General features: G+C 68.9%; 21 protein-coding genes. 9 read left to right on the top strand and 12 right to left on the bottom strand.

What is annotated here, in order from left to right; genetic code table 11:
* Positions 1-121: 121 nt before the first annotated feature.
* The 10 genes from ACZ6ZT_RS08895 to ACZ6ZT_RS08940 all read right to left on the bottom strand — a co-directional run bounded on the left by ACZ6ZT_RS08895 (position 122) and on the right by ACZ6ZT_RS08940 (position 8,513).
* Positions 122-2,104, bottom strand: a complete 1,983-nt coding sequence (locus ACZ6ZT_RS08895) for a YfjI family protein (RefSeq protein ID WP_469716895.1) — start codon at positions 2,102-2,104, stop codon at positions 122-124.
* Positions 2,105-2,188: 84 nt separating this feature from the next.
* Positions 2,189-2,695 carry a hypothetical protein gene (locus tag ACZ6ZT_RS08900; protein WP_469716897.1) on the bottom strand — a complete coding sequence of 169 codons (507 nt, stop codon included), beginning with the start codon at positions 2,693-2,695 and terminating at the stop codon, positions 2,189-2,191.
* Positions 2,696-2,706: 11 nt separating this feature from the next.
* Positions 2,707-3,156: a hypothetical protein gene (locus ACZ6ZT_RS08905; protein WP_469716899.1), complete on the bottom strand. Its 450-nt coding sequence runs from the start codon at positions 3,154-3,156 to the stop codon at positions 2,707-2,709.
* Between the two features lie 11 nt (positions 3,157-3,167).
* The gene (locus tag ACZ6ZT_RS08910; protein ID WP_469716901.1) at positions 3,168-3,362 is read right to left on the bottom strand and encodes a hypothetical protein; all 195 of its coding nucleotides are present in this window, start codon (positions 3,360-3,362) and stop codon (positions 3,168-3,170) included.
* Between the two features lie 23 nt (positions 3,363-3,385).
* Positions 3,386-3,637, bottom strand: coding sequence for a hypothetical protein (locus ACZ6ZT_RS08915; protein WP_469716903.1), 252 nt, complete (start codon positions 3,635-3,637; stop codon positions 3,386-3,388).
* A gap of 140 nt (positions 3,638-3,777) precedes the next feature.
* Positions 3,778-6,003, bottom strand: a complete 2,226-nt coding sequence (locus tag ACZ6ZT_RS08920) for a cell division protein FtsK (protein WP_469716905.1) — start codon at positions 6,001-6,003, stop codon at positions 3,778-3,780.
* Between the two features lie 95 nt (positions 6,004-6,098).
* The gene (locus ACZ6ZT_RS08925) at positions 6,099-6,482 is read right to left on the bottom strand and encodes an RRQRL motif-containing zinc-binding protein (RefSeq protein WP_469716906.1); all 384 of its coding nucleotides are present in this window, start codon (positions 6,480-6,482) and stop codon (positions 6,099-6,101) included.
* The gene (locus ACZ6ZT_RS08930; RefSeq protein WP_469716908.1) at positions 6,482-7,570 is read right to left on the bottom strand and encodes a conjugal transfer protein; all 1,089 of its coding nucleotides are present in this window, start codon (positions 7,568-7,570) and stop codon (positions 6,482-6,484) included. Before ACZ6ZT_RS08930 ends, ACZ6ZT_RS08925 begins: the two co-directional genes overlap by 1 nt.
* Positions 7,570-8,214: a GGDEF domain-containing protein gene (locus ACZ6ZT_RS08935; protein WP_469716910.1), complete on the bottom strand. Its 645-nt coding sequence runs from the start codon at positions 8,212-8,214 to the stop codon at positions 7,570-7,572. The genes ACZ6ZT_RS08930 and ACZ6ZT_RS08935 overlap by 1 nt, the downstream gene beginning before the upstream one ends.
* On the bottom strand, positions 8,211-8,513 hold the full coding sequence (locus ACZ6ZT_RS08940) for a hypothetical protein (RefSeq protein WP_469716912.1): 303 nt from the start codon (positions 8,511-8,513) through the stop codon (positions 8,211-8,213). Before ACZ6ZT_RS08940 ends, ACZ6ZT_RS08935 begins: the two co-directional genes overlap by 4 nt.
* Positions 8,514-9,328: 815 nt before the next feature.
* Between ACZ6ZT_RS08940 and ACZ6ZT_RS08945 the strand changes: the two genes are divergently transcribed.
* From ACZ6ZT_RS08945 to ACZ6ZT_RS08965, 5 genes are all read left to right on the top strand, one after another.
* Positions 9,329-9,679, top strand: a complete 351-nt coding sequence (locus ACZ6ZT_RS08945; RefSeq protein WP_469716914.1) for a GntR family transcriptional regulator — start codon at positions 9,329-9,331, stop codon at positions 9,677-9,679.
* A gap of 231 nt (positions 9,680-9,910) precedes the next feature.
* Complete coding sequence (locus ACZ6ZT_RS08950) at positions 9,911-11,329, top strand: helix-turn-helix domain-containing protein (RefSeq protein WP_469716916.1); 1,419 nt, start codon at positions 9,911-9,913, stop codon at positions 11,327-11,329.
* A gap of 41 nt (positions 11,330-11,370) precedes the next feature.
* Positions 11,371-12,054 carry a RibD family protein gene (locus ACZ6ZT_RS08955; RefSeq protein ID WP_469716918.1) on the top strand — a complete coding sequence of 228 codons (684 nt, stop codon included), beginning with the start codon at positions 11,371-11,373 and terminating at the stop codon, positions 12,052-12,054.
* Positions 12,051-12,503: a cytidine/deoxycytidylate deaminase family protein gene (locus ACZ6ZT_RS08960; protein ID WP_469716920.1), complete on the top strand. Its 453-nt coding sequence runs from the start codon at positions 12,051-12,053 to the stop codon at positions 12,501-12,503. The genes ACZ6ZT_RS08955 and ACZ6ZT_RS08960 overlap by 4 nt, the downstream gene beginning before the upstream one ends.
* A gap of 139 nt (positions 12,504-12,642) precedes the next feature.
* On the top strand, positions 12,643-16,011 hold the full coding sequence (locus tag ACZ6ZT_RS08965; RefSeq protein ID WP_469716922.1) for a type ISP restriction/modification enzyme: 3,369 nt from the start codon (positions 12,643-12,645) through the stop codon (positions 16,009-16,011).
* 362 nt (positions 16,012-16,373) lie between these two features.
* Here ACZ6ZT_RS08965 and ACZ6ZT_RS08970 read toward each other — a convergent pair whose 3' ends face one another.
* Positions 16,374-17,606 (bottom strand): MFS transporter, encoded by a 1,233-nt coding sequence (locus tag ACZ6ZT_RS08970; protein ID WP_469716923.1) that lies wholly within the window; start codon positions 17,604-17,606, stop codon positions 16,374-16,376.
* Between the two features lie 284 nt (positions 17,607-17,890).
* Here ACZ6ZT_RS08970 and ACZ6ZT_RS08975 point away from each other — a divergent pair, with 284 nt between their 5' ends.
* Together ACZ6ZT_RS08975 and ACZ6ZT_RS08980 are read left to right on the top strand one after the other, a co-directional pair.
* Entirely contained in the window at positions 17,891-18,880 is a 990-nt protein-coding gene (locus ACZ6ZT_RS08975; RefSeq protein WP_469716925.1) for an XdhC family protein, read from the top strand.
* A 52-nt stretch (positions 18,881-18,932) separates the two neighbouring features.
* Positions 18,933-19,337, top strand: coding sequence for a DUF6479 family protein (locus ACZ6ZT_RS08980; protein ID WP_469716927.1), 405 nt, complete (start codon positions 18,933-18,935; stop codon positions 19,335-19,337).
* A 58-nt stretch (positions 19,338-19,395) separates the two neighbouring features.
* Here ACZ6ZT_RS08980 and ACZ6ZT_RS08985 read toward each other — a convergent pair whose 3' ends face one another.
* Positions 19,396-19,995 carry an ATP-dependent DNA ligase gene (locus ACZ6ZT_RS08985; protein ID WP_469716929.1) on the bottom strand — a complete coding sequence of 200 codons (600 nt, stop codon included), beginning with the start codon at positions 19,993-19,995 and terminating at the stop codon, positions 19,396-19,398.
* Between the two features lie 437 nt (positions 19,996-20,432).
* Between ACZ6ZT_RS08985 and ACZ6ZT_RS08990 the strand changes: the two genes are divergently transcribed.
* Positions 20,433-20,711 carry a hypothetical protein gene (locus tag ACZ6ZT_RS08990; RefSeq protein WP_469716931.1) on the top strand — a complete coding sequence of 93 codons (279 nt, stop codon included), beginning with the start codon at positions 20,433-20,435 and terminating at the stop codon, positions 20,709-20,711.
* Between the two features lie 189 nt (positions 20,712-20,900).
* Entirely contained in the window at positions 20,901-21,560 is a 660-nt protein-coding gene (locus ACZ6ZT_RS08995) for a hypothetical protein (RefSeq protein ID WP_469716932.1), read from the top strand.
* The last annotated feature ends 82 nt before the right edge of the window (positions 21,561-21,642 follow it).

Genomic DNA, 21,642 nt, shown 5'->3' on the forward strand with positions numbered 1-21,642 from the left:
AGGCTTTCTGCGGCCGTCGCGCTGCAGGGGCGTCGCCGCTGGTCAGAGTGGGCACCAGCGGGTTTCTGCGGATTCTGCGGTTTGTGCGGCGGGGTACGGGGGGTGCAGCTCCATCGAGGGCTCACGCCTTAGGCTCCCGGACGTTCGGGTGGATGAGGTACCGAGGGGCCGGCGGACGTCCGCGCTTGCCAGTCCGGGGTGGGGTGTCGGTGCGGAGGTAGCCGTGTTCCTCCAGGAGCGCGAGGGCAGGCTCCAGTTCGGCGACCGTGGGGAATTCGGATCGGGAGAGCTTGGCGAACAGGTCGCGGCGGGTGATGCTCTCCCAGCCGTTGTGCTCCAGAGCCGTCAGCAGGACGCGGGCTCGGGCGAGCGAGGTGTCCGCACCCATGAGGTCGAAGACGGTCAGCGCATGGGCGGTGAAGTAGTCCGCGATCTCGATGGCGGCACGCAGGGTGGCTTCGGTGATGGGCTCGTGGTGCCCGCCGTCGATGTGGGTCGCGAGGTGGAGCAGTCCGGCGATACGGGCGGTGGCGCCGACGAGCTTGCCCGCCCATTTGTCGATGTGGCCGAGCCTGCCTCCCTTGGCCCTGAGCTGCGGCTCCAGCCGCTCCTCGTACGCGATCAGGGCCCGGTCCGCTTCGGGGGTGAGCTGGACGACGAGGGGGTCCATCCACTCGGCCAGCCGCAAGGTGAGGGCGTACACGTTGCGCTCGTACGTCGCCGCCACGGCGGCCGGTACCTGCTCCGGATTGATCCTCCGGCGGCCGACGAGGGATTCGGGCAGGCAGTACAGGAAGCGGGCCAGCAGGCCGCGGCCGTCGAAGCCGCGGTTCTTGCCGATCTCTTCCAGGACGCTGGGCTGAACCGCCAGGCCCATGGTCAGGGCCGGGGCCTCGATGAACTCCTCGCGGCTCCGGCGGTCCACCCGGAGCCGGTCGCCAGCATGGCCCTTGAGGAAGACCTCCATGTTGGGAATCCCCGAGTAGCGCCCGGCGATGATGTCGAAGATGCCGCCCTCGGCAGACATGACGGCGAGCCTGCCGCCCTGCTCGGCGAGCAGGGTGGTGATGACCTCAGGCGTGGCGTCATCGGCGAGGAGTCGCGGGCTGGCGGGCACGGTCAGGCTCTCCGCGACCTGGGCGAGGCCGATGGCCTCGGCGATCAGGTTGTCCCGCTCCGGTCCCTCCGCCTTGGCCGCCTGGGCTGCGGCCTTCTCGGCTGCCTCGCGGGCCATCTTCGCAGTGACCTCCGCCTCCACGATCGTGAGGTTCGCCCCCTCCACGAGGCTCTTCTCCGCCTCGTACAGGGGGCGGGTCATCGCGGCGAAAACCGAGGACTTCCGGTTGGCGGGACCGAGCGCGACGACCATGAAGAGGTTGGTGGGCTCCCTCCAGCGACCGCGTACCTGGACCACGGCGCGACCGCCCGAGGCAGCGGACAGGACGGAGAGGGCCAAGGCTCCGGCCATGTCGGGCGGGGTCTGGGTCTCCTCGGCGACGGCGGCGACATATTCGGCGAGCCACCCGGGGAGGGCATGCGTGGGGAAGGGCGGAAGCTTGGGCTGGACGTTGAGCGGGATGGGCTCCGCCCACGTGCCGGGGATCGTCTCGGCGCCCAGGGCCAGGGCCTCACGCAGGTCGTCGTCCGTGGCGTCCGGGGACATGCCGGCCTGCACGATGCGGGTACCGGCCTCGATGCTGCGGCGGCGGCGCGCCAGCTGGTGGACAATCCCGGCGTAGTACTCGGCATTGGCGGTGCTGGGGACCGCCTGCACCAGGGTGTGGAGGTAGGGCCGTCCGCCGACCTTGCCGAGGACGCCGGCGTGGTCGAGGTGGTGGCCGAGGGTGATGGGGTCCGCGGCCTGCCCCTGGCCGTGCAGCTCCAGGATCGCGCGGTGGATCGTCTCGTGGGCCGGGCGGTAGTGGTCGGCGGGGTCCATCGCCGCGGCCACCTGTGCGGTGACCTCGGGGGCCAGCATCAGAGCGCCGACGACGGCCTGTTCGGCCTCCAGGTCGTGCGGCGGCACGCGCTCCAGGCTGCCAGCGGGTGCTGCCCGCAGGGGCACCACGGAGGCGTACTGCTCCGACTCGGGTTCGGGTGTCATGCTGGTGGTCTCCTGTTTCTGTCGAAGGGACGGAGAACCGGGGCGGTCGCGGTCTTTGGCGAGAGGCGACCGCCCCGGGCACAGCTAGTGGTGCCGGATCCAGAGGGCGTACTCCTGCCGGACGTAGCCGCGGGGGTCACGGATGCTGTCCGGGTGGTCCGGTGTGTACGGGCCGTCGGCGTAGCCGCTGGGGCCGAGGCCAGCGGTCTGGTCGATGTCCATGAGGCGTCGGGCAGCCTCGACGGCGAGCGTGGCGGCGTCGCCGCCCACGGGGTCGTCGTCGGTGAGCGCGATCCGGTCCAGGAGCGCGGCCTTACGGAGCCAGAACTCGCGGACGTGCACGCTGTGCAGGCAGTCCCGGACTCCTCGGGCGGTCCAGCCGATCTCGCTGATGACGCTCGGCGCGGTGGCGTAGGCCGTCTCGGGAGCGGGCCAGTTGCTTGGCTGCTGCTCAGCGGTGACGTACAGGCGGACGCGCTCGCCGTCGCGGCTGGCGTACCGGCGGACCGGCCCGGTCGTGAACGTCTCGGCCAGGGCCTTGGTGATCTCGGGTACCTCGGTCGGCCTGCAGAGGACGCAGATCTCGAACATGGATGGCTCCTTCACCCTCGGAAGTTGGTGCGCTTGAAGACGGCCCGGCGGATGTTGACGACCGTCCCGCCCCTGCCACGGCCGTGGTTGGCGCCGAGGACCTGGGTGGCGATGAAGCCGCCGAAGATGACGGCGGCCAGGATGACGAGCTGCTGGATGAGTGCGGCGACGGCCGCGATGAAGGTGGTCAGGAGCATCAGCCCGCCGCAGGCCGCGGCGAACCCGATCCCGCCGAGGGCGATGTTCACGGCGAGCGGATTGATAGCCGGCCGCTCCGGGACGGCCTCGGGGGCCTTGGTGGGGGCGATCGCGTAGCCAGTGATGATGCGGCCGTCCGGGAGCTGGATGGTCTGGATGTCCGGGACAGCGTGCGGGTGGTGGACGGCCAGCGGAGCGGGCGCGAGGGGGATCGGGTGGTGGGTCTCGTTGGTCTCCCGGCGGGCGGGGGTGTGGTGGTTCACGGCGGTGCCTCCTACTCGGCGAGGTCGGTGACCGCGACGGCGGCGGACTTCACGAGGTTGGTGATGGGCTCATAGGCGCCGGTCCCGGCGGTGAAGAAGCCGAAGAGGAACAGGACGATCGCGGCTCCGGCTCCGGCGGACTTCGACTTGAGGACGACGAACGATCCGGCGCCGAAGAGCAGGACCGCGGAGATGGTGAAGGTCATGGCGACTCCAGTCGGTGTGGGGTTCAGCGGGTGCCGTTGCGGTAGGTGCGGGCCCACAGGTTGCAGAGGTGGCGGCCGACCCGGATGCGGATGCCGTGGCCGTCGCAGCGGCGGCAGTGCTTGCCGCGCTTGGGCTTGCCCTTGCGGTCGTGGGTCAGGGCGAAGCCGAGTCCGTTGCACTTGCGGCAGCGGCCGAACGGCGAGGCCGCACACAGCCAGGTGTAACTGAGCGTGAAGAGCAGGGTGAAGGCGCTAGCGAGCAGGAAGAGGGTCACAAGAGGCCTCCAAGGCCGGAGTCAGCGGTTTCCGCTGGTGGGCCGCTATCTGCTAGCGACCTGATCAGGTGGCATACGGGCCGCTAGCGGGGTCGCTAGCGCTAGCGACGTCCGCTCCTAGCACTAGCGACCCCTGGGAGCTATTCGGCAGCCCGCTTCTTGTCGCGTTCCGTAATCGCCTTGGCGATGTGGGCGCGTTCGATGCCGCGCTTGTTGACGGTCTTGCCGTCGATGCGGCGGCCGATCTGGTCGGTGCCGATGCCGTACGGCTTGAGCGCTGCCGTGAGCTGTTCTGCCTTGGGCTTGGGCTCCATCTCGGCCCACGGCCCGTAGACCTCGGGCCGGTGCTGGGCGAGCCGGTCCACGATGGTCTCGGACCAGATCTTGGCCTCGCCCTTGCCGATGACTGCGGCGATGTCGTCCAGGATCGTGGCGAGCGCGGCATCAGTCGGCGCCTCTCCGGCGGCGTCGCCGGTGAGCGTGCCCTCCGCCTGCCGGAGGGCCTGGGCGCGGGTGAGGATGGTCTCCGCGTCGCGGCCGTCGGCGAGGTAGGTACGGACGATGCCGGCGTCGTCAGACATGCCCTTGAGCAGGCCGACTCCCTTGTGGGACTTCAGGAGCCGGGAGGCGTCCAACCCTTCGCCGTACGATCCGGCGCCGAGGATGGTCTCCGAGACCTGGTAGGCGCCGACCCGCAGGGCGAATCGGGCCTGGTGCTGGTCACGGAGCACGGACGGGCAGGCGGTGTCGTCGGGCTTCTGCGTTGCGGTCATCACCGAGACACCGACCGCGGGGGCGACCCGGGCGAGGAAAACCAGCAGATCAAGGATGGTCTTCCCGTGAACGGGGTGCATCAGGTACTCCTGCACCTCATCCACCACGAAGAGCACGAGCGGCATGTCGTACTTCTTGTCCCGCGAGATGGCCGGGGTGAGCTTGCCCTCGGGGCAGACGTGCAGGGGCAGTTCGGAGAGCCGGTGGTAACGGTCCTCCACGTCGGCCTTGAGCTCCTGGAGCGAGTTGACCAGGTGCATGACCGGGTCCACGCCGCTCTGCGGGACGGTGCCGAAGCCGACGCGGTGGGCGACCATCGCGAACTTCCGCCAGTCAGGGGATGCCTTGCCGTCGAACACGTACAGGCGGACGTACGGGTCCAGGGCCGCGGCGAGGGCAATGGTGCGGGCGGAGAACGTCTTGCCCTGCCGGGGCACAGCGCCGACGAGGAGCGAGAGCCACAGCATGCTGATCTCCACCTCGACTCCGCGCTCGTCGCGGCCCCAGGGGAAGGGCTTCCAGAAGTCCACGCGGTCCGCGCCGAGGAGCGGGGTGCGGCCGGTCGGTACGGCGAGCGGGTCGCGGTTGGCCACCCACATGGACACCCGGCGTGAGCTGGTTGTATCGCGGTCGAGGAACACCTGCGTCTCAGCGACGTCGATGCCCGAGGCGAGCGCGTCGCGCTTCTTGACCGCGTCGGAGAACGTCTTGCCGTACGGAAGGTCCACAACCACGCGCCAGCCGTCGCCGTCCTGCCGGATGGGCTGCGGGAAGGCGATGCCCTGATCCGGCTTGGTGAGGCCAGCGGCGAGGAAGGCCCGGGTCACGATGTCCGAGGTCAGCCTGCGGTGGCGGAACTTCGCCTTGGCCGCATCGATCAGCGGCCGGTCCGCCGGCGTGCCCGCCCACCCGAGGGCTCCAGTCAGGGCGATCAGAGTCAGGGTCAGGAGCCAGGCCGGTGCCAGCACCCACATGGCGAGGGCCGCGCCGAGGCCAATCACGCCGGCCAGGGTGGCGATGATGCTGCGCAGCTTCACCCGAGCGTCCCGCTGCCGGGAGAGCTTGAGGTACTCCCCCGCGTCCTCGGTACGGACTGCAGCGAGGCGGACCGGGAGGCCCTCGGCGTCGGAGACCCAACGGCCGCTCGCACCCACCCAGCGGAAGGCACCGCGCGGGGCGTAGGCCAGCAGCTTCGCCGAGTACACGGGGGTCCGCACCAGGTGGTAGGCGGTGGTCTGGCCGTAGTGGCCGACCGCCCACTTGGCGACGGCGGCCCGCTGCTTGGCGCTGGTCAGCCAGTCCGGGAGCACCGGCCGACGGGCCTTGTCCTTGGCCTCGATCACCTCGGCGATCGAGGGCGGGAACTCATGCTTGGACGGGTCCACCGGGTCGCCCTCGGCGACCTCGCCGTTGTCGTCCGGCTGGTCGTCGGGGAGTTCGGCCTCCCACTCCCCCGGCCTGGCCTCGCCCGGGGCCAGCGGCTCGGTCTTGCCCTTCTGCGCAGGGAACGGCAGGACCGACGCCGACCCCGGAGACTTCTGCGTGCGGTCCGGCTCTTCGGCCGGCTGCTCGATGACGTGGATCTCAGACACGATGGGTCTGCTCCCTCTGTGGAGTTGAGAAGGGGGCCCGGACGGCGCTTTGGACGGCCTTCCGTCCGGGCCCCGCACGACGTGATCTGTGCGGGTCAGGCGGCGCGCTGTTCTTCGGGGTAGGCGCAGGGCACGCACATGCCGAGCGAGGCCGGGATGACGTATCCGGCGTCGGTGGAGCACTGGGGGCAGATGCGGCGGGCGAGCATCGCCAGAGCGAGTGCTCCCCACTTGCGCGAGGTCATCGGCCGGACGGGTTTGGCCAGGTCGACGCGGTACAGGTAGGCGACCAGCGGCTCACGCCGGAACTGGGGCCGCAGGAGCTGCGCGGCGATCGGCTGGCCGCCGGGCCGCAGGCCCTCAGCGCGGAGCTGGCGGCGGGTGGCCAAGCCCTCGGGGGCCAGGCGCCACGGGTAGGTCGGTATCCCGAAACGGGCGCCGTCCGGGTCGAAGCACTTGGTGAACGTCAGCGCCGTCATCAGGCTGCCTCGGGCTCGGCCCGCTCGGCCCTGAGCGCATCACGCAGCGTCCGGCCGTTGGCGGACGACGTACGAACCGCCTTGCGGATCCTCTCCGCGGTCAACTCGATGTCGGGCCAGTCGGCCGTGACCGACCGAGCCTCGGCGAGGAGCTCCTCCGGGGTGCGAGTCGGTCGGGACGTCCGGGCCGACTGCGGTATCCGACCGGTCGCCCGACGCGGAGCGGACTCCGTGGCCGCGACCGCCTTTGTAGGAGCCGACTGGGGAAGCCCGACCGACTCGACTACCGGCATCGACTCAACCGGTCCGGCCGACTCGATGGCCGGCGCCGGCTCCGCCGACTCCGAAGAGGACAGTTCGGCGACCACGGTCGGGGGCTCAGCGGTCGACTCATGCTGGTCAGACCCCAACCGGTTGACGGTGAACTCGGGCGTTCCATCCTGGTTTCCGGGTCCGATGAACATGGCGGCGAGGGCGGCATCCGCGCCGCTGGTCAGCCGATCGCGTTGGACGTCCAGGAGCCTGGCACCCAGCGACGCGTCGCCCAGCCCGACCTTCTGGGCCAGCCGCCACGATGTCCGGTCGGACCACTTCCGCACCCAACCCGACGGATGATTCGCGGCACGGCCCCGGTGGTAGGCCAGGGCGCGCACCACGGCGGCCGCCTTGGCTTCGGCCTCGGCGTCGCGGCCGTCCTGGTGGACCACGATCCGCCGGGCCAGGAACGCCATGCCCTCAGCCGACACGCACATGCCCATCGGCGTCACGGCGTAGATCACGGTGCGGCCCGGGTCATCGGCCGCCATCGCGGCCATCACCGACGCGGCGGCAGGCAGTGCCCACAAGCCCACCCGGATGATCCCCGGGGAGGACTGCCCCAGCATCGTCAGCCCGAGCAGCACCAGCGCCAGAACGGCGGTCGCGCCCTCACCGGCCGCCACCGCTCCCAGCGCCGTACCTGAGCCGTAGGCACGGCTGATGTTGCTGAAGGTGCCGACCCCGCCGGCGAGGCCGGTGGCCACCATGGGAACGAACGCTGCCGTCAGGACGACCCTCTGCACCTTGGTCAGCGACCTGCGAGTTGTCATCACGCCGCCTCACCACCGGTGCCGCGGCGACCGTCCCGACGGCCGTTGACCGTCCGCATCTCCGGGACGGTCGACCGCTGCGCGATGCGCCAGCCTCCGCCGCGCTGCTTGGCCCGGTACATCTGCTCATCCGCACGGCGCAGCAGCGTGGAGAGCTCCCCGGCGCCGGCGCGGTAGTACGCGGCGCCGATCGACGTGTGCACCTCGACCGGGTGGCCATCGAACGGCACCGGCCGGTCCAGTCGAGCGGTGAGCATGTGCAGGTCTGCGCGCAGCTTGTCGATGCCGTAGCCGGGGATGACAGCGGCGAACTCATCCCCGCCCAGGCGCCCGGCAACTCCGGCGTGCTCCTCGGCCCACCGGCCCAGACGCTGCCCGGTCGCGCGGATGACCGCGTCTCCGGCCGCGTGGCCGAGGGTGTCGTTGATCTCCTTGAAGCGGTTGAGGTCCAAGACGAGCACGGCGAGCTGGCGCCTCCGGGCGAGGCTCTTGCGCGCACGGTCCTCGAACGGATCCCGCGTCCACAGGCCGGTGAGCGGGTCGCGGCGGGCCGTCTCGATCCGGCGCCGCATCCACAGGCTGTGAACCGACCAGCCGGACGCGAGCGGTAAGGCAGCGGACAGGGCGGCCAGGGTGTGGCTCATGCCGCGACCCCCTTGCCGCCCTTGCGCGACGGACGACGACCGGCGGGCCGTCGCACGAGCGGGGCGATGTTGAACAGTTCCGGGGCGTTGGCCTCGATCACCTGGGCAGCGACCCGACTCACGCCGTCGGGCAGGTCCGGAAACTCGGCGAGGATGTCGCGGGCCGCGTCCAGGCGGGCCGCGCGCTCTTCCTCGTTCTCCCCGTCCACCCCGAGCCAGAGCTCCAGCGGGGTGCCGAGGGCCAGTTCGATGAACTCGTCGACGCTCACGGCCTCCTGGCCGCCGATGTACGTACGCATCGTCGTTCTCCTGAAGTCGAAGGGATGCCGAGGCGGTCGCGGTCTTTGGCGAGAGGCGACCAGCCCCGGGGGTGAAGCCCGAATCTCGCGGCTCCCCGCAGCCCTGCCCGTAGGGCGCGAGGGCGCCGTACGGGCAGGGGAGGCAACCGGCCGCAGCGTTGGAAAACTGCGGAGGGCGTGAGGGCCTCGCGAAGCAGTACCGGACGTGATGCCGGGCCGCGTCGCGAGGCAGTTCAGCGGTGACGCATGGGGCGCGGCTGGCCGTACCGTTCCAGCACGGGCAGCGCCCACGTAGGTCGTAGGAACACAGCGGCCTCCCGATCGGAGGGGCGAGGCTTCACCGACACGCCGTTGCCACGGCTGCCGGTCCCGAGCCTGAGAGTCGGGTGCGCCATCGTCACTGCTCTGGCGCCAGCAGGGCGGCGCGTACCGGGTGGCACCCCGAGGGGTGTTCTCCAGAGCCAGCACGCGGAAGAAGTGGCCGCCGGCGACGTCCCGTCGCCCTGGGGACGGGGATCACGCCCCGTCTCGTCTCACTTGGCACGCTGTTGAGTTCTCAAGGAACGAGTGCTTCCTTCAGACCCCTCTCGAGGGCCCTCCGGGCACGGCGAAGCACGGCTCGATCGCGGTTGCCTGCGCGGCATTTGCGGCCGATCAGGTCGGGCTTCCGGAGAAGCTCAACTCTGCCTCAGAGTGCACTGTGAGGCAGAGTTGTGCAAGCACTTCTCCGCGGAAGAGCAGGGCGAGTCCTAGCTCTCCCTGTGCCACTTGGGCACACTGAGGCAGTGACTGCGAAGAGACATAGCGAGGTGCAGATGGTCGAGTGGACCGGCAAGCCCGCCTATCAACAGGTGGCCGAGCAGCTGCGGCGGAGGATCGCGGCCGGCGAGTTCACGGAGTCGCGCAAGCTGCCGTCCCTGGCGGACCTCCAGGCGACGTACGGCGTCACCGTGACCGTGGCTCGCGACGCCATCCGCCAGCTCAAAACTGACGGTCTCGCGGTAAGCCACCAGGGCAAGGGGGCGTTCCTGACCGCCGATGCCTCCGACGCTGCCAAGCTGGCCGACCCCGAGGCCGCCATCGCGGAGCTCCGCGAGCAGGTGGCGCGGCTCCGAGGTGAGGTCACCGACCTCCGCGAGCGGGTTGCGGAGTTGGAGAAGAAGTAGCTCCTGCCCCACGCCTCCCCAAGTGTCACCGTCGCGCCGCGCATCGGAATCGCGATCAGCTGCCGTTGCCACAATCTGGTCCCTTCGCTCGGATCGAATGGAGGGCTCCGACCTGCGCCGCTAGGCTGTCGCCGCCCTCTGCATCCTTTGTAGACCAGGCATTTGATGAACCGACAGATCCGCTATGTGGCTGCCCTCGGGCGGCCACATAGGCCGCATGAGGGGGGACGAGTGGGGCAGCGACCGAACGATCTGACACCGCATGCAAGCCCCCAGCACTACCTCGGCGCCGAGATGCGCGCCTGGCGCACGCAGCGGGGCTTATCGCTGGGCAAGCTCAGCCGATCGATCCTGTTCAACACCAGCTACATGGCACGAGTGGAGCGCGGTGGGCAGGCCGCATCCGCCGATCTGGTCCGGGCGTACGACGACGCGCTCGGCGCGAGCGGCTCGCTCGTCCGGCTCCACGCAACGATCCTCGAGGGGGTCAGCGTTGAGGCCCTCCCCGCAGGGGATGTGGCTAATCGAGGGCCCCATGTGGCCAACGGCTCTGTGGCTCTGGTTGGGGAAGCGGAGCCTCAGGCACCGTCGGAGGAGGGGATGTCCATCCCCGTACGTTCCGATGACGGAAGGATCATCTTCGTGTCCCTGTCTCGAAGGGCTCTGATCGGCGCGCTCGGCGCTGGTGCCGCGATCGCTGCGACCTCCGACCTTTCAGCGGCCGCGAGCCCTGCCCCACGATCCGATCTCATCGCCTCAGGGGCCGACCCGATCGAGCTGCTCCAGGCAACGCGACGGGTGCTGATCGACAACGACAACCTGTTCGGTCCCCATCGGGTGATACCGACGGTCCAGCAGCAGATCGCCGCCATCAAGGAACTCCGCGCGGATCGCCGCGGCACCGACCGCCGGCAACTGCTCCAGCTGCAGACCCAGTACTCCGAGCTGTGCGGCTGGCTTTACCAGGACCTCGGGGACTTCCGTGCGGCCCAGCACTGGATGCGAGAGGCCCTGGAGGCCTCTCACATGGCGGGCGACGACGAGCTGACCACGTACATCCTGGCGCGCCGCAGCCAGCTGGCCGGCGACATGAAGGATCCGATCGAGGCCGTCGACGTCGCCGAGGCCGCGGAGGACCGCGCGGCGCCGAGGAGTCGCCTCGCCGCAGTGGCCGCTACGTACGGGGCCCACGGACACGCTCTACGGAAAGACCCACTCATGGCCCAGCGTGCGTACGAACACGCGCGGGAGCTGCACGCCACGATGGATCCGGACCCCAGCTCGCCGTGGGGTGTCTGGCTCGACGGCGCGTATATAGACGTGCAGCGAGCTCACAGCCTCGCAGCACTCGGCGACCACCACGGAGCAGCGGCTGGCTTCCGGAACGCCATCAGCCGACTGCCCGCCGGCTTCCACCGAGACCGCGGGGTCTACCTGGGGCGCGAGGCCGTCTCGCTGGCCCACGCGGGCGAGGCCGAACAAGCAGCCTCCATCGGACTGCAGGCCCTGGCCATCGCGAAGGAGACCGGCTCCGACCGCATCTCGCGCGAGCTGGCCCAGCTCGACGGCGCCCTTGATCAATGGCGTACGGTCCCTGGCGTGAGCGACTTCAAGGACGCTCTGACCGAGGCAGTACTGCGCCAGGCCTGAACAGGCTCCCTCCGCCCTGACCAGCACATGAAGGAGACCCAATGCCCCGCCCGTACGTCCTCCTGAGCGTGGCCACGTCCGTGGACGGCTACATCGACGACACGAGCACCGAACGTCTGCTGCTGAGCAACAGCGAGGACTTCGACCGGGTCGACCAGGTGCGCGCCGAGTCGGACGCCATCCTGATCGGCGCCGGCACGATGCGGTCCGACAACCCCCGGCTCCTGGTGAACAGCGAGGAGCGGCGCGCGGCGCGGGTCGCCTCAGGCAAGCCCGCTTACCCCTTGAAGGTCACCATCTCCGCGAGCGGAGACCTGGAAGCCGACCTGAAATTCTGGCACCACGGCGGCGAGAAGCTCGCCTACACCACGGACGCGGGCGAGGAGAAGCTCCGCAAGCGGCTCGCCGGCCTGGCGGACGTCGTCTCCACGGGGCCGGCCATCGACTTCGGCGCCCTGCTGGACGACCTCGGAGCCCGCGGCATAGAGCGACTGATGGTGGAGGGCGGCGGCCAGATCCACACCGCTTTCCTCTCGCAGGGCCTGGCGGACGAAATTCACCTCGCCATCGCCCCGCTGGTCGTCGGCGACCCGGGCGCCCCTCGTTTCCTGAACCCCGCCACATACCCCGGAGGCTCCACCCGCCGCATGCACCTGGCAGAGGCCAGCACAATCGGCGACGTGGTCCTTCTCCGCTACCTGCCCAAGCAGGAGGGCTCCGCATGACGCACGCCGACGATGTGACCTGGATGGAGCGGGCCATCGAACTCTCCCGCAAGTGCCCGCCAGCCGAGGGCGCCTTCTCCGTCGGCGCCATCATCGTGGGCGCCGACGGCACGGAGGTCGCCAACGGCTACTCCCGCGAGACGGACGCCCACGTCCACGCGGAGGAGTCAGCTCTGGCCAAGCTCCTGGCGGACGACCCCCGCCTGCCCGGCGCCACGCTGTACAGCACGCTAGAACCCTGCTCCGAACGCAAGTCCCGCCCCCTCACGTGCACCCAGCTCATCCTCCGCTCCCCCATCCGCCGCGTGGTCATCGCCTGGCGCGAGCCGAGCCTCCTGGTGGCCGACTGCGTGGGTGTGGAGACCCTCCGAGCAGAAGCAACCGAAGTAGTTGAACTCATCGAGTGTGCCGATCAGGCTCGCGCGGTGAATGCCCACCTGCTGGCGTAACGCCAACCTGCGGCCACGGAGTGGCTGATTTTCGCCTCAAGCACCCTTCTCGCACGTCGTTTCGGATCGACTAAGCACCCACCGCGCTCGTACGATCATCGCCTTGAGTTGCTGCGACGGGGGGCTGACGGTGGCGTACGTGGACGACGGTCTGCACGGAATGACAAAAGAGTCGGTGGCTGACCTTGTCTTGAGGTTCGGGCGAGACATCTCGGCCAAACTCCAGGGGGCTGGGGGTAAAGACAGCGGCAGGGAAGAAGCGCTGACAGCACCGACCGAGCAACTACTAAGGGGAATGGCCAGACGCCAGAACGTCGGCCTTATCGCGCACGGTCAGCACACAATCAAAAAACTCAACGCTCGCCCCGACTTCGCTATCACTGTGGGCGGCAAGGTAATCGGACATGTCGAGCTGAAGGCTCCTGGAAAAGGCGCCGACCCGACAAAATGGCCAAACAGTAGCCATGACCACGAACAGTGGACAAAGATCAAGGCGTTACCCAACCTCCTCTACACCGATGGCTACGACTGGGCGTTATACCGTGGAGGCGTTCAGATCGGCGCCGCAGCTCGACTCGCGGGAAACTTCGATCGCGGCTCAGACAATTTCGCCCCGGCAGACGACCGATTCGAACAGCTCGTAGCCCTCTTCCTTGGGTGGGTTCCGGCCAAGCCGAGCAGCCTTAGCGACTTGGTGAAGCGGGTCGCCGGATTGTGTGCACTGTTACGGGATGAGGTACGCGAGCGCTTGTCTCGCGAAGCTCGGGGAGAGACGACCCAAGCATTCACGGTGCTAGCAGAGAACTGGCGAGACCTGCTATTCCCTGACGCCACTCCAGAGTCATTCGCTGACCAGTACGCACAGACGCTCACCTTCGCCTTACTCCTAGCCAGGATTGAAGGCATCGACCTAGAAGACTTGTCGCTCTCGGAAGCAGCAAGGAAGCTCGGCAAGAGTCATTCGCTGATGGGCAAAGCCCTCGCCGTCCTTACCGACGACGCTTTGGACGATCTGCGCGGCGTAGTCGGAATCATGGTCCAGGTCATATCCAAGGTCGACTCGGACCTATTCAAGGACGACAGTGGCGACGCATATCTGCATTTCTACGAGGGCTTCCTGAGCGCTTACGATCCGAAACTGCGCCAGAGCACCGGCACCTATTACACGCCGAATGAAGTCGTAAGCTTCATGGTGGATTTCACCGACAAGATATTGCGAGAGCGACTCGGACAGAGCAAGGGTTTCGGCAGCGAAGACGTGACCGTAGTCGACCCCGCCACCGGAACCGGAACCTTCCTGATCAATGTCATCAACCGCGTCGCCAACGATATCGAGCGCGAGTATGACAGCGGCCTCAAGCCCGGCCTCCTACGTAAACTCGCTGGCCGCCTTATAGGATTCGAGAAACAAACCGGCCCTTACGCAGTCGCCGAGCTGCGCCTTAGCCATGCCTTCAAGGCGCATCAGACTGAGGTCTCCGATAATGCAATTCGGCTGCACGTAGCGGACACTCTCGACGATCCAGCCGTCGAGCAGCACCTTGGCTTCATCTATGACGCTATCGCCCAACACCGAAGGGCAGCTAACAAAATCAAGACTGAAGAAAAGGTCATGGTGGTAATCGGCAATCCGCCATACCTAAGGGGCGCCAAGGCTGCAGGGCAAGGCAAGTGGATATCCGATGGAGGCGGAAATAACCTTCCACCCATTCTGAACCGCTTTCGCGCACCGGGTGTTAACAGAGTCGGGCACGCCTTGGATAACCTCTACATCCACTTCTGGGCTTGGGCCACCTGGAAAGTGTTTGATCAAGTTATTACTACCACGGGGCAACCCAATTCCCCTTCGGGGGTCATTGCATTCATTACGAACGCAGGCTTCCTGGATAGCGAAGGCACTGCGGGGATGCGCCGCTACCTCCGAAAGTCGGCTGACGAGGGATGGATCATCAGTTTGACACCAGAGGGCCCATACTCGAATGCCCGGACCCGAGTCTTCCCACTCGTCAAACGGGAGGTGTGCATTGCGATCTTTGTTCGCCGAGGAGACCCAGACCCCGACACCCCTGCGGTAGTACGCAGGCTCGACGCCCCCCAAGGTCACCGCGACGAAAAATTTGCATGGCTCGCCGGCCTCGGGCTGGACGGCCATGAGGACGGTTCACCCTGGCAGACATGTTCTGATGTTCTTACGGATCCCTTCCAGCCTGCAGCTGGCGAAGTCTGGTCGAACATGCCCTCTCTGGATGATTTGCTTCCATGGGCGTCGTCCGGGAACAAGAACAACCGTAGTTGGCCAGTCTCTCCGAGCGCGGAAATTCTTAAGAAGCGCTGGAAGATGCTCATCAAGGCGCCCAAGAGCCGTAAGGCCGCATTGATGAAGAGCACCGCGGATCGCCACCCGGACAAGCTGGAACAGCCCTTGCCGGGAGGCGAGTGGCAGGGAACTCTGGCCGAAGAGGAGAACGAGACCCCGCAGGTGCAACGCTACGGACGGATGACCTTCGACCGGCAATACCTTGTCGCCGACCGCCGCGTTATCGACCGCCCTCGCCCCTCGCTATTTTTCGTCCAGAGCAATCGACAGGTCTTCCTTTCCGAGCTCCATACAGAATCGGGGCGCTCCGGGCCTGCGGTTAGCTTCACTAACCTCATTCCGGACATGCATCATTTCAAGGGGACCGAGGGTGGGCGCGTGATGCCGCTGTATCGCGACCCTCTGAGCCAGCAACCGAACGTTGCGCCTGGCCTCCTGGCTACGATCTCCAGCGTTCTGGGGCTTTCGGTCAGCTCCGAGGATCTGCTTGCATACATCGCCGGGAGCGCAAGCCACTCTGGCTACACCGATCGGTACCAGCAGCAGCTGAGCGCCCGCGGAGTTCACATACCGCTCACCAGAAACCCGGCACTGTGGCAGGAAGTTGTCGATATCGGCAAGAGGGTCATATGGCTGCACACTTACGGTGAGCGATACGCGGACGCGGCCGCAGGGCGACCACGGGCAGAGCCGCGCCTCCCCGAAGGACAAAGGCCTAGAAACCCCGAGGCAATTGGTGAGAGCCCTCACGGATTTCCCGAGTCTTTGACCTACGACGCAAGCAACCAAGCACTCATACTTGGCGGGGGCGCAATCACCCCCGTCGCACCCGAGGTCTGGGAATACAAAATTGGGGGCGTCCAAGTCGTTCGAAAGTGGTTTGGCTTTCGCAAGCGCCATCCCGATGTCGAGCGTCAGACGCCATTGAATGACATCGTGCCGCCAGAGTGGCCTGCTGAGTACACGATTGAGCTCTTGAACCTTTTGAATGTTCTCGGGCTCCTAGTCGCGATGGAACCTGAGCAGGCACGCCTACTCAAGGAAATCTCGGAGGGGCCGTTGATCGGAGTAGATGAGCTGACACAGTGCTCGGTTCTTCCTATTCCTGCGTCGGCAAAAAAGGAGCCGAAGGTGCCGAGAGTTCCGCGCCCCAAGCCTGGCGATGGCCACCAGGGAACGATCGACTTCTAATACCACAGAGGCAACGAACACCAACGACTAGAAGCTCATCGCAGTCGGGTGATGGCCAGTCCGGGCGAGCTGGCGCCCAACGCTCAGTCATCCGTCGACTGATCGTCCTTTGGCAGCATCGCCTCGCTCAGTCAACTAGCCTACGGGAGCGTGTCCATGACGTGTGAAGCCACGACTGGCCAGTAACCCCTGCCGTGTCCGTGCAGGTCGGAGCGATTTCGCGCCGTACACGCCGATGCCCTCCGGAGCCGTGTGCGCAGGTTCGAATCCTGCCGGGGGCACTTCGCAGGAAGTGCCCAAAGACCCCGCCATCAGCGCCTCGCTGAGACGGGGTCTTCGCGTATGTGCGGTCAACCCGGCTGTCAGGAGCCCCCGTTGGGTTCCGGGGTGGGGGGCAGGGTGCGGAGCAGGGGCAGGGTCAGGGTGGCGGCCGTGAGGGAGATGAGGCCGCCTGTGGTGAGGGACCAGCGGGGGCCCCAGGATTCGGCCAGGTGGCCCGTGGCCAGGGCGCCCAGGGGGGTCGTGCCCTGGAAGATCAGCGTGTAGAGGGCCATCACGCGGCCCCGGTAGGCGGGGTCGGAGCCGAGCTGGACGCGGTGGTTCGAGGCCTGGGCGAAGTACATCATCGTGAAGCCGGTCAGGATCAGCAGCAGGCACGCCGTCGGCAGGGTCGGTGCCAGGCCGGTGAGGGCCTCGGTGGCGCCGAAGGCGAGGGCCGAGCCGGCCACCACCAGGGCCGTGGGCCGGCCGCGGCGGGCCGTGGTGGCGAAGGCGGCCAGCAGGGAGCCCGCGGCGAGGGAGCTGCCGAGCAGGCCGAAGGCGGCGGAGTCGGTGTGGAACTCCGTCTTGGCCAGCAGGGGCAGCGTCAGCTGGAAGTTGAACCCGGCCAGGCCCACGACGCCGACCAGCGCCAGGGGCAGCAGCAGGTCGGGGCGGCCGCCGATGTAGCGCAGACCGTCCACGACCCGGGGCTTGGCCGGCCGGGCCGCGGGGAGGTGCAGTTCGGCGGGGCGCATCAGGGCGACGCTGATCACCGTACCCGCGTAACTCACGGCGTTGATCAGGACGACCGCCGCGACGTCGAGGCGGGCGATGAGGAAGCCCGCGATCGCCGGGCCCACGACCCGCGCGGTGTTGAAGTACGCCGCGCTCATCGCGGAGGCGTTCGGCAGGAGTTCGCCCCCGACCATCTCGCCGACGAACGAGATCCGGGTGGGCGCCTCCACCGAGTTGACGGTGCCCAGGGCCAGGGCGAAGAGCCAGATGTGCCAGAGCCGGACGTCGCCGACGAGGATCCACAGGCCCAGCGCCAGGGCGAGCACCCCGGACGCGCCGTTGGCGAGCATCAGCAGGCGCCGCTTGCTGTGGCGGTCGGCGAGCCGGCCCCCGTACAGGGTCAGCAGCAGCACCGGCGTGAACTGGAGGGCGGTCACCACGCCCAGCGCGGTGCCCGAGTCCCCGGACAGCTCCAGCACCAGCCAGTCCTGGGCGACGACCATCATCCAGGTGCACGTGACGGAGAGCAGCTGCCCGAGGACGAACAGCCGGAAGTTGCGCACCGACAGGGACTGGAACGTGCGCCTGAGAGTCTCCACGGTTCGGTCGGCTCCCTTTCCCACGCGCCGGCCCCGTCCGGCGGCGCACCCGGGGAAACGGTCGCCCTCCCCACTCGATTCTGCGTGGTGAGGACGTACAGGCCACTCCAGCGGGCCTCCGGTCCGCCGTTCGGGTGGTCCGTACGAGGGGGGCTGGGCCGCTCTGTGGGTTCGGGGGGTGGGCCGGTGGCGGCGGCGTGCGTAGGGTGGTCGGCGAGGCCGCGTTGTGCCGTTGACCTGGCACTTTGCGGGAAACGGCAGACGTACGGGATGGGGTGGCGAGGATGCGTGAGCTGGCGGAGACCGCGCGGCGGTGGGTGGCCGAGGGGCGGGTCGCGTTCCTGGCGCGGCCGGTGACCGAGCAGGGGTTCGGGCCGCGGGATCCGGCCGGGGCCGTGCTCGTGGACGCGCGGGGCGAGTGCGCGGGGGCGCTGTACCGGGGGGTGTTCGACGCCGAGCTCGTCGCCGAGGCGGCGGCGCTGGGCGGCAGCGGCGGTGGCGGGCGGGCCCGGGTGTGCGCGCTGTCCGTCGGGGCGGATGAGGCCGTCGCGGCCCGGTTGACCTGCGGCGGACGGGCCGAGGTGCTGTTGCAGCCGCTGGCGGCGGTCCCGGAGCGGTGGTGGGAGCTGCTCGGCACGGGCGCCGGGGTGGCGCTGGTGACCCGGCTGAACGAGAGCGCCGACCGGGCGGAGAGCCGGGTCGTACGGGCCGGCGCGGCGCCGGGTGACGATGCCGAGCGGCGGGCCGGGGAGCTGCTGGGGACCCGGCGGCCCGGGCGGGACGCCCTGTACGACGGGTCGGGGCTGGTGCTCGTGGAGGCGTACCCGTCGGCGCCGCACCTGGTGATCGGCGGGTCCGGGGAGCTGGCCGACGTCATCGGGGCGCAGGCGGCGCTGCTGGGGTGGGGGGCCGTCGTCGTGGGGAGCGCGGCCGAGGCGGAGAAGGTGCTGGCCGCGCACCGGGACGCGGCCTGCCTGGTGCTGCTGAGCCACGAGCCCGACTTCGACGTACCGGCCCTGCGGACGGCGCTCGCGCTCGGGATCCCGTACGTCGGTGCGCTCGGGTCCCGCAAGACCACCGCGCGGCGCCGGGAGGGGCTGGTCGCCGCCGGGGCCGGGGAGGCGGAGCTGGCGCGGGTGCACGGGCCGATCGGGCTGGACCTCGGGGCGAAGACCCCGGCGGAGACGGCCCTGGCGATCTGCGCCGAGATCCTCGGGGTGCTGGGCGGGCGGGGGGCGCAGGGGCTGCGGGACTCCGACGGTCCGCTGCGGTGATTCTTTTCGATTGATTGCGTGAATCCTGCCGAAAAGCGGGAAAATAGGACGTATGAACACGACCCTGATCTCCCTCGCGTTGGACAGGACACTGACCAACATCGCGTGGTTCCTGGTCGTCGGGCTCGCCGTCGTCGGAGTCCTGCTCGGCGGATTCATGCTGGGCAGGCGGGTGCGCGACCACGAGCCCGCACCTCCCGCCCCGGAAACCCAGCCGCACCTCCCCGACGGTGGGGCGGTGCACGAGGTGCGCGAGGAGCGGGAGTACGTCGATTTCCCGGAGGGCGGACTGCGCCCGCACGAGATGCAGGGGTACGGGAACTTCGGGTCCCGGACCCACAGCCACCCGGACGAGGCCCGCGCCGAGCGGGAATCCGGCTACGCGCAGCAGGAGGGCCCGGGCCCCCACGCCCAGCCCGGCGCCCCACCGGACGCGGGCCGCGGCGCCCACGCCTGACGGCCCCGCCGCCCCCGACCACGGCCCCGCCTCTGACCCGCGCCGCCCGCGGCGCGGGTCAGAGGTCTGTCCGCAGCCGCAGCACCTCCGGCGGCGGATGCCGGGCCGAACTACGACGGACCTCGGCGGCCAGGGGCGGGTCCAGCGGGCTGAACGGCACCGCGCCGAAACCCATCGCGGTGACGGTGCCCCCGGCGGCCGGGGCCGTTCCGGTACGGCCCGCCACGGCCGCCGCCACCTCCGTACGCAGCCCCGCCGTCAAGGGACTTGAGACCAGCGGCTCCTCGTCATCGTCTCCGGGCAGCACCAGGACCAGTGCCTTCGGGTGTCGCCTGGTGCCGGTGAAGCCGACCACCGCCGCGTCCGCGACATCGGTGTGGCGGAGCTTGCGCCAGGCGCGCCGCCCGGTGGGGTAGGCCTCGTCGAGCCGTTTGACGACCAGGCCCTCGGCGCCGCTGGCGGGCAGGGTCTCGTACCAGGTCTCGGCCAGCTCCGGGTCCGTGGTCATCGGCACCGACTGCAACGGCGGGCCCAGCGGCAGGAGCAGGTCGACGAGGAGTGCCCGGCGGCGCTCGTAGGGCCGGGGCCGGACGTCGACCCCGGCCAGCTCCAGCACGTCGAAGGCGGCGTACGAGGCGGGCAGGGACCGCGCGAGCACCGCGGCCCCGGGCCTCCGTGGTGGCCGCCGCGCGCCGTTGGACCAACGCGAACTCGGTGCGCCCGGCGTGCCAGACCACCACCTTGCCGTCCAGCACGGGAGACACACCGAAGCCTCGTGCTGGCTGTCGCGGGACGCACTGACCTCACCATCGGCAGAGTCACGCACAGTAGACGCTTGCGTTCTGTGTGTCCTCCGGGCGACCGCAGAGGTCAACCCGACCTTGCGGTGACTTGGGACGGTGATAGAGGGGGCCGATGGCGCACCGCGCCCGCGCGGGTGATGAACTGCCGTCCGTTCACCGTTGATCAAGAGGGGGAGACAAGACTGCCGACGCTCCGGCCGCGCAAACGCCCGATTCCGCACCTGCCGCACAGACTCATGCCGAACATGAGCGACGGGCAGCAGGCCGTATCGAGGCGTGGTCGATCGCGTGGATGCTCCTGGCCCTGGCGATCTGGGGTTGTTTCGCCTTCCTCGTGCTCGCCGACTACGGCCCCGAGTTCGGGGACAGAGCCCTGTGCCGAGGCCCCCTGATCGAGCTGCCGACCCGGGCCGTTCGGTGCCGCGACCCGCTGCGCCAGTGGCCCGCGCTGCTGGGCATCCTCGCACTCGCGGTCATAGTGTCCGTTTCCGCGGCGGCGACGATCGTGTACGCCAAAGTCCTCTCCCGCCTGGCACAGCGCGACGGGCCCGGCGTGCAGCCGCAGGACTGAGTCTCCGGCAGAGCGGTGGTGCGGGCCGCCAAACGCGACCGGACACTGCGCTACAGATCTCCGTGCGGGCGAGCCGCGGCAAGCCACAGCAGCCCCCTGGCGGAGGACCGGCGGCCACCGGCACGGCGGCCTCGGCGCGTGTGCAGTTGGCATGCCTATGATCACTAAAGGTCGACGGGGAGGCGCACCATGGGGGATTTCGACCAGCACTGGCACCAGTCGCACGCTGACGCGTCGGGTCAGGTGGACATGCGGTTGAACGGAACGGGCGCCCCAACGAGTCCGCTGACACCCAGAGGGTCGGGGACCTTCGGGTCCACGCCGGCGTGGGCCGCCGCCGGATTAGGCCTGGCGCTGCTGGGCACCATCGCGGCGTGGTTCTTTCTCGGGCGTGAGACGTCCCCACCCTGCAACGGCCTGGCCGAGGACGCGAGCGTACGGAAGTCGGTGGGGGCGGCTGTCCACCCCGGCATGAGCTGCGCGGCACTCGGAGAGGCCATCGCAAAAGCGACTGCGGGCAGCGAACCCGGCCGTCACACTCAAGCACAGGCGCAGGCCATGAAAGACGTCCTCTTCGCGCTCGGCTTCGGGCAATCGAAGAAGCTCGACCTCGACCCTGCGCTGCGCGTCCCCGTTGCCACTGCTCTGGCCGACTATGCCCCCGACCTGCACGAGATGCTCGCCGGCCTTGACAGTGAGTACGTGCTGAAGGCGGGCCAAAACGCACCGCCTTGGGAAGCCGGGGGTACTCACCACATGTCGGTCCCCAACACCGTGTTCCGGGAGACCCTGCGAGCGGTGGCCAAGGACCCCCAGGCTGTTGGACGGGCGGGCCTCCCCAAAGAGTGATCAGGATCCGCAGGGCGCCCATCTCACCGCTGCATGGCTCCAGAACCTGAAGAACGCCCCCGAGGGGGAGCGACACGGAACG

The sequence above is a fragment of the Streptomyces sp. NPDC102258 genome (assembly GCF_055584685.1).

Coding starts and splice junctions, on each gene's coding strand:
- ACZ6ZT_RS08895 (WP_469716895.1), bottom strand. CDS start 2,104: ATGACACCCGAACCCGAGTCGGAGCAGTACGCCTCCGTGGTGCCCCTG.
- ACZ6ZT_RS08900 (WP_469716897.1), bottom strand. CDS start 2,695: ATGTTCGAGATCTGCGTCCTCTGCAGGCCGACCGAGGTACCCGAGATC.
- ACZ6ZT_RS08910 (WP_469716901.1), bottom strand. CDS start 3,362: ATGACCTTCACCATCTCCGCGGTCCTGCTCTTCGGCGCCGGATCGTTC.
- ACZ6ZT_RS08925 (WP_469716906.1), bottom strand. CDS start 6,482: ATGACGGCGCTGACGTTCACCAAGTGCTTCGACCCGGACGGCGCCCGT.
- ACZ6ZT_RS08930 (WP_469716908.1), bottom strand. CDS start 7,570: ATGACAACTCGCAGGTCGCTGACCAAGGTGCAGAGGGTCGTCCTGACG.
- ACZ6ZT_RS08935 (WP_469716910.1), bottom strand. CDS start 8,214: ATGAGCCACACCCTGGCCGCCCTGTCCGCTGCCTTACCGCTCGCGTCC.
- ACZ6ZT_RS08940 (WP_469716912.1), bottom strand. CDS start 8,513: ATGCGTACGTACATCGGCGGCCAGGAGGCCGTGAGCGTCGACGAGTTC.
- ACZ6ZT_RS08945 (WP_469716914.1), top strand. CDS start 9,329: ATGGTCGAGTGGACCGGCAAGCCCGCCTATCAACAGGTGGCCGAGCAG.
- ACZ6ZT_RS08955 (WP_469716918.1), top strand. CDS start 11,371: ATGCCCCGCCCGTACGTCCTCCTGAGCGTGGCCACGTCCGTGGACGGC.
- ACZ6ZT_RS08960 (WP_469716920.1), top strand. CDS start 12,051: ATGACGCACGCCGACGATGTGACCTGGATGGAGCGGGCCATCGAACTC.
- ACZ6ZT_RS08975 (WP_469716925.1), top strand. CDS start 17,891: ATGCGTGAGCTGGCGGAGACCGCGCGGCGGTGGGTGGCCGAGGGGCGG.
- ACZ6ZT_RS08980 (WP_469716927.1), top strand. CDS start 18,933: ATGAACACGACCCTGATCTCCCTCGCGTTGGACAGGACACTGACCAAC.
- ACZ6ZT_RS08990 (WP_469716931.1), top strand. CDS start 20,433: ATGCTCCTGGCCCTGGCGATCTGGGGTTGTTTCGCCTTCCTCGTGCTC.
- ACZ6ZT_RS08995 (WP_469716932.1), top strand. CDS start 20,901: ATGGGGGATTTCGACCAGCACTGGCACCAGTCGCACGCTGACGCGTCG.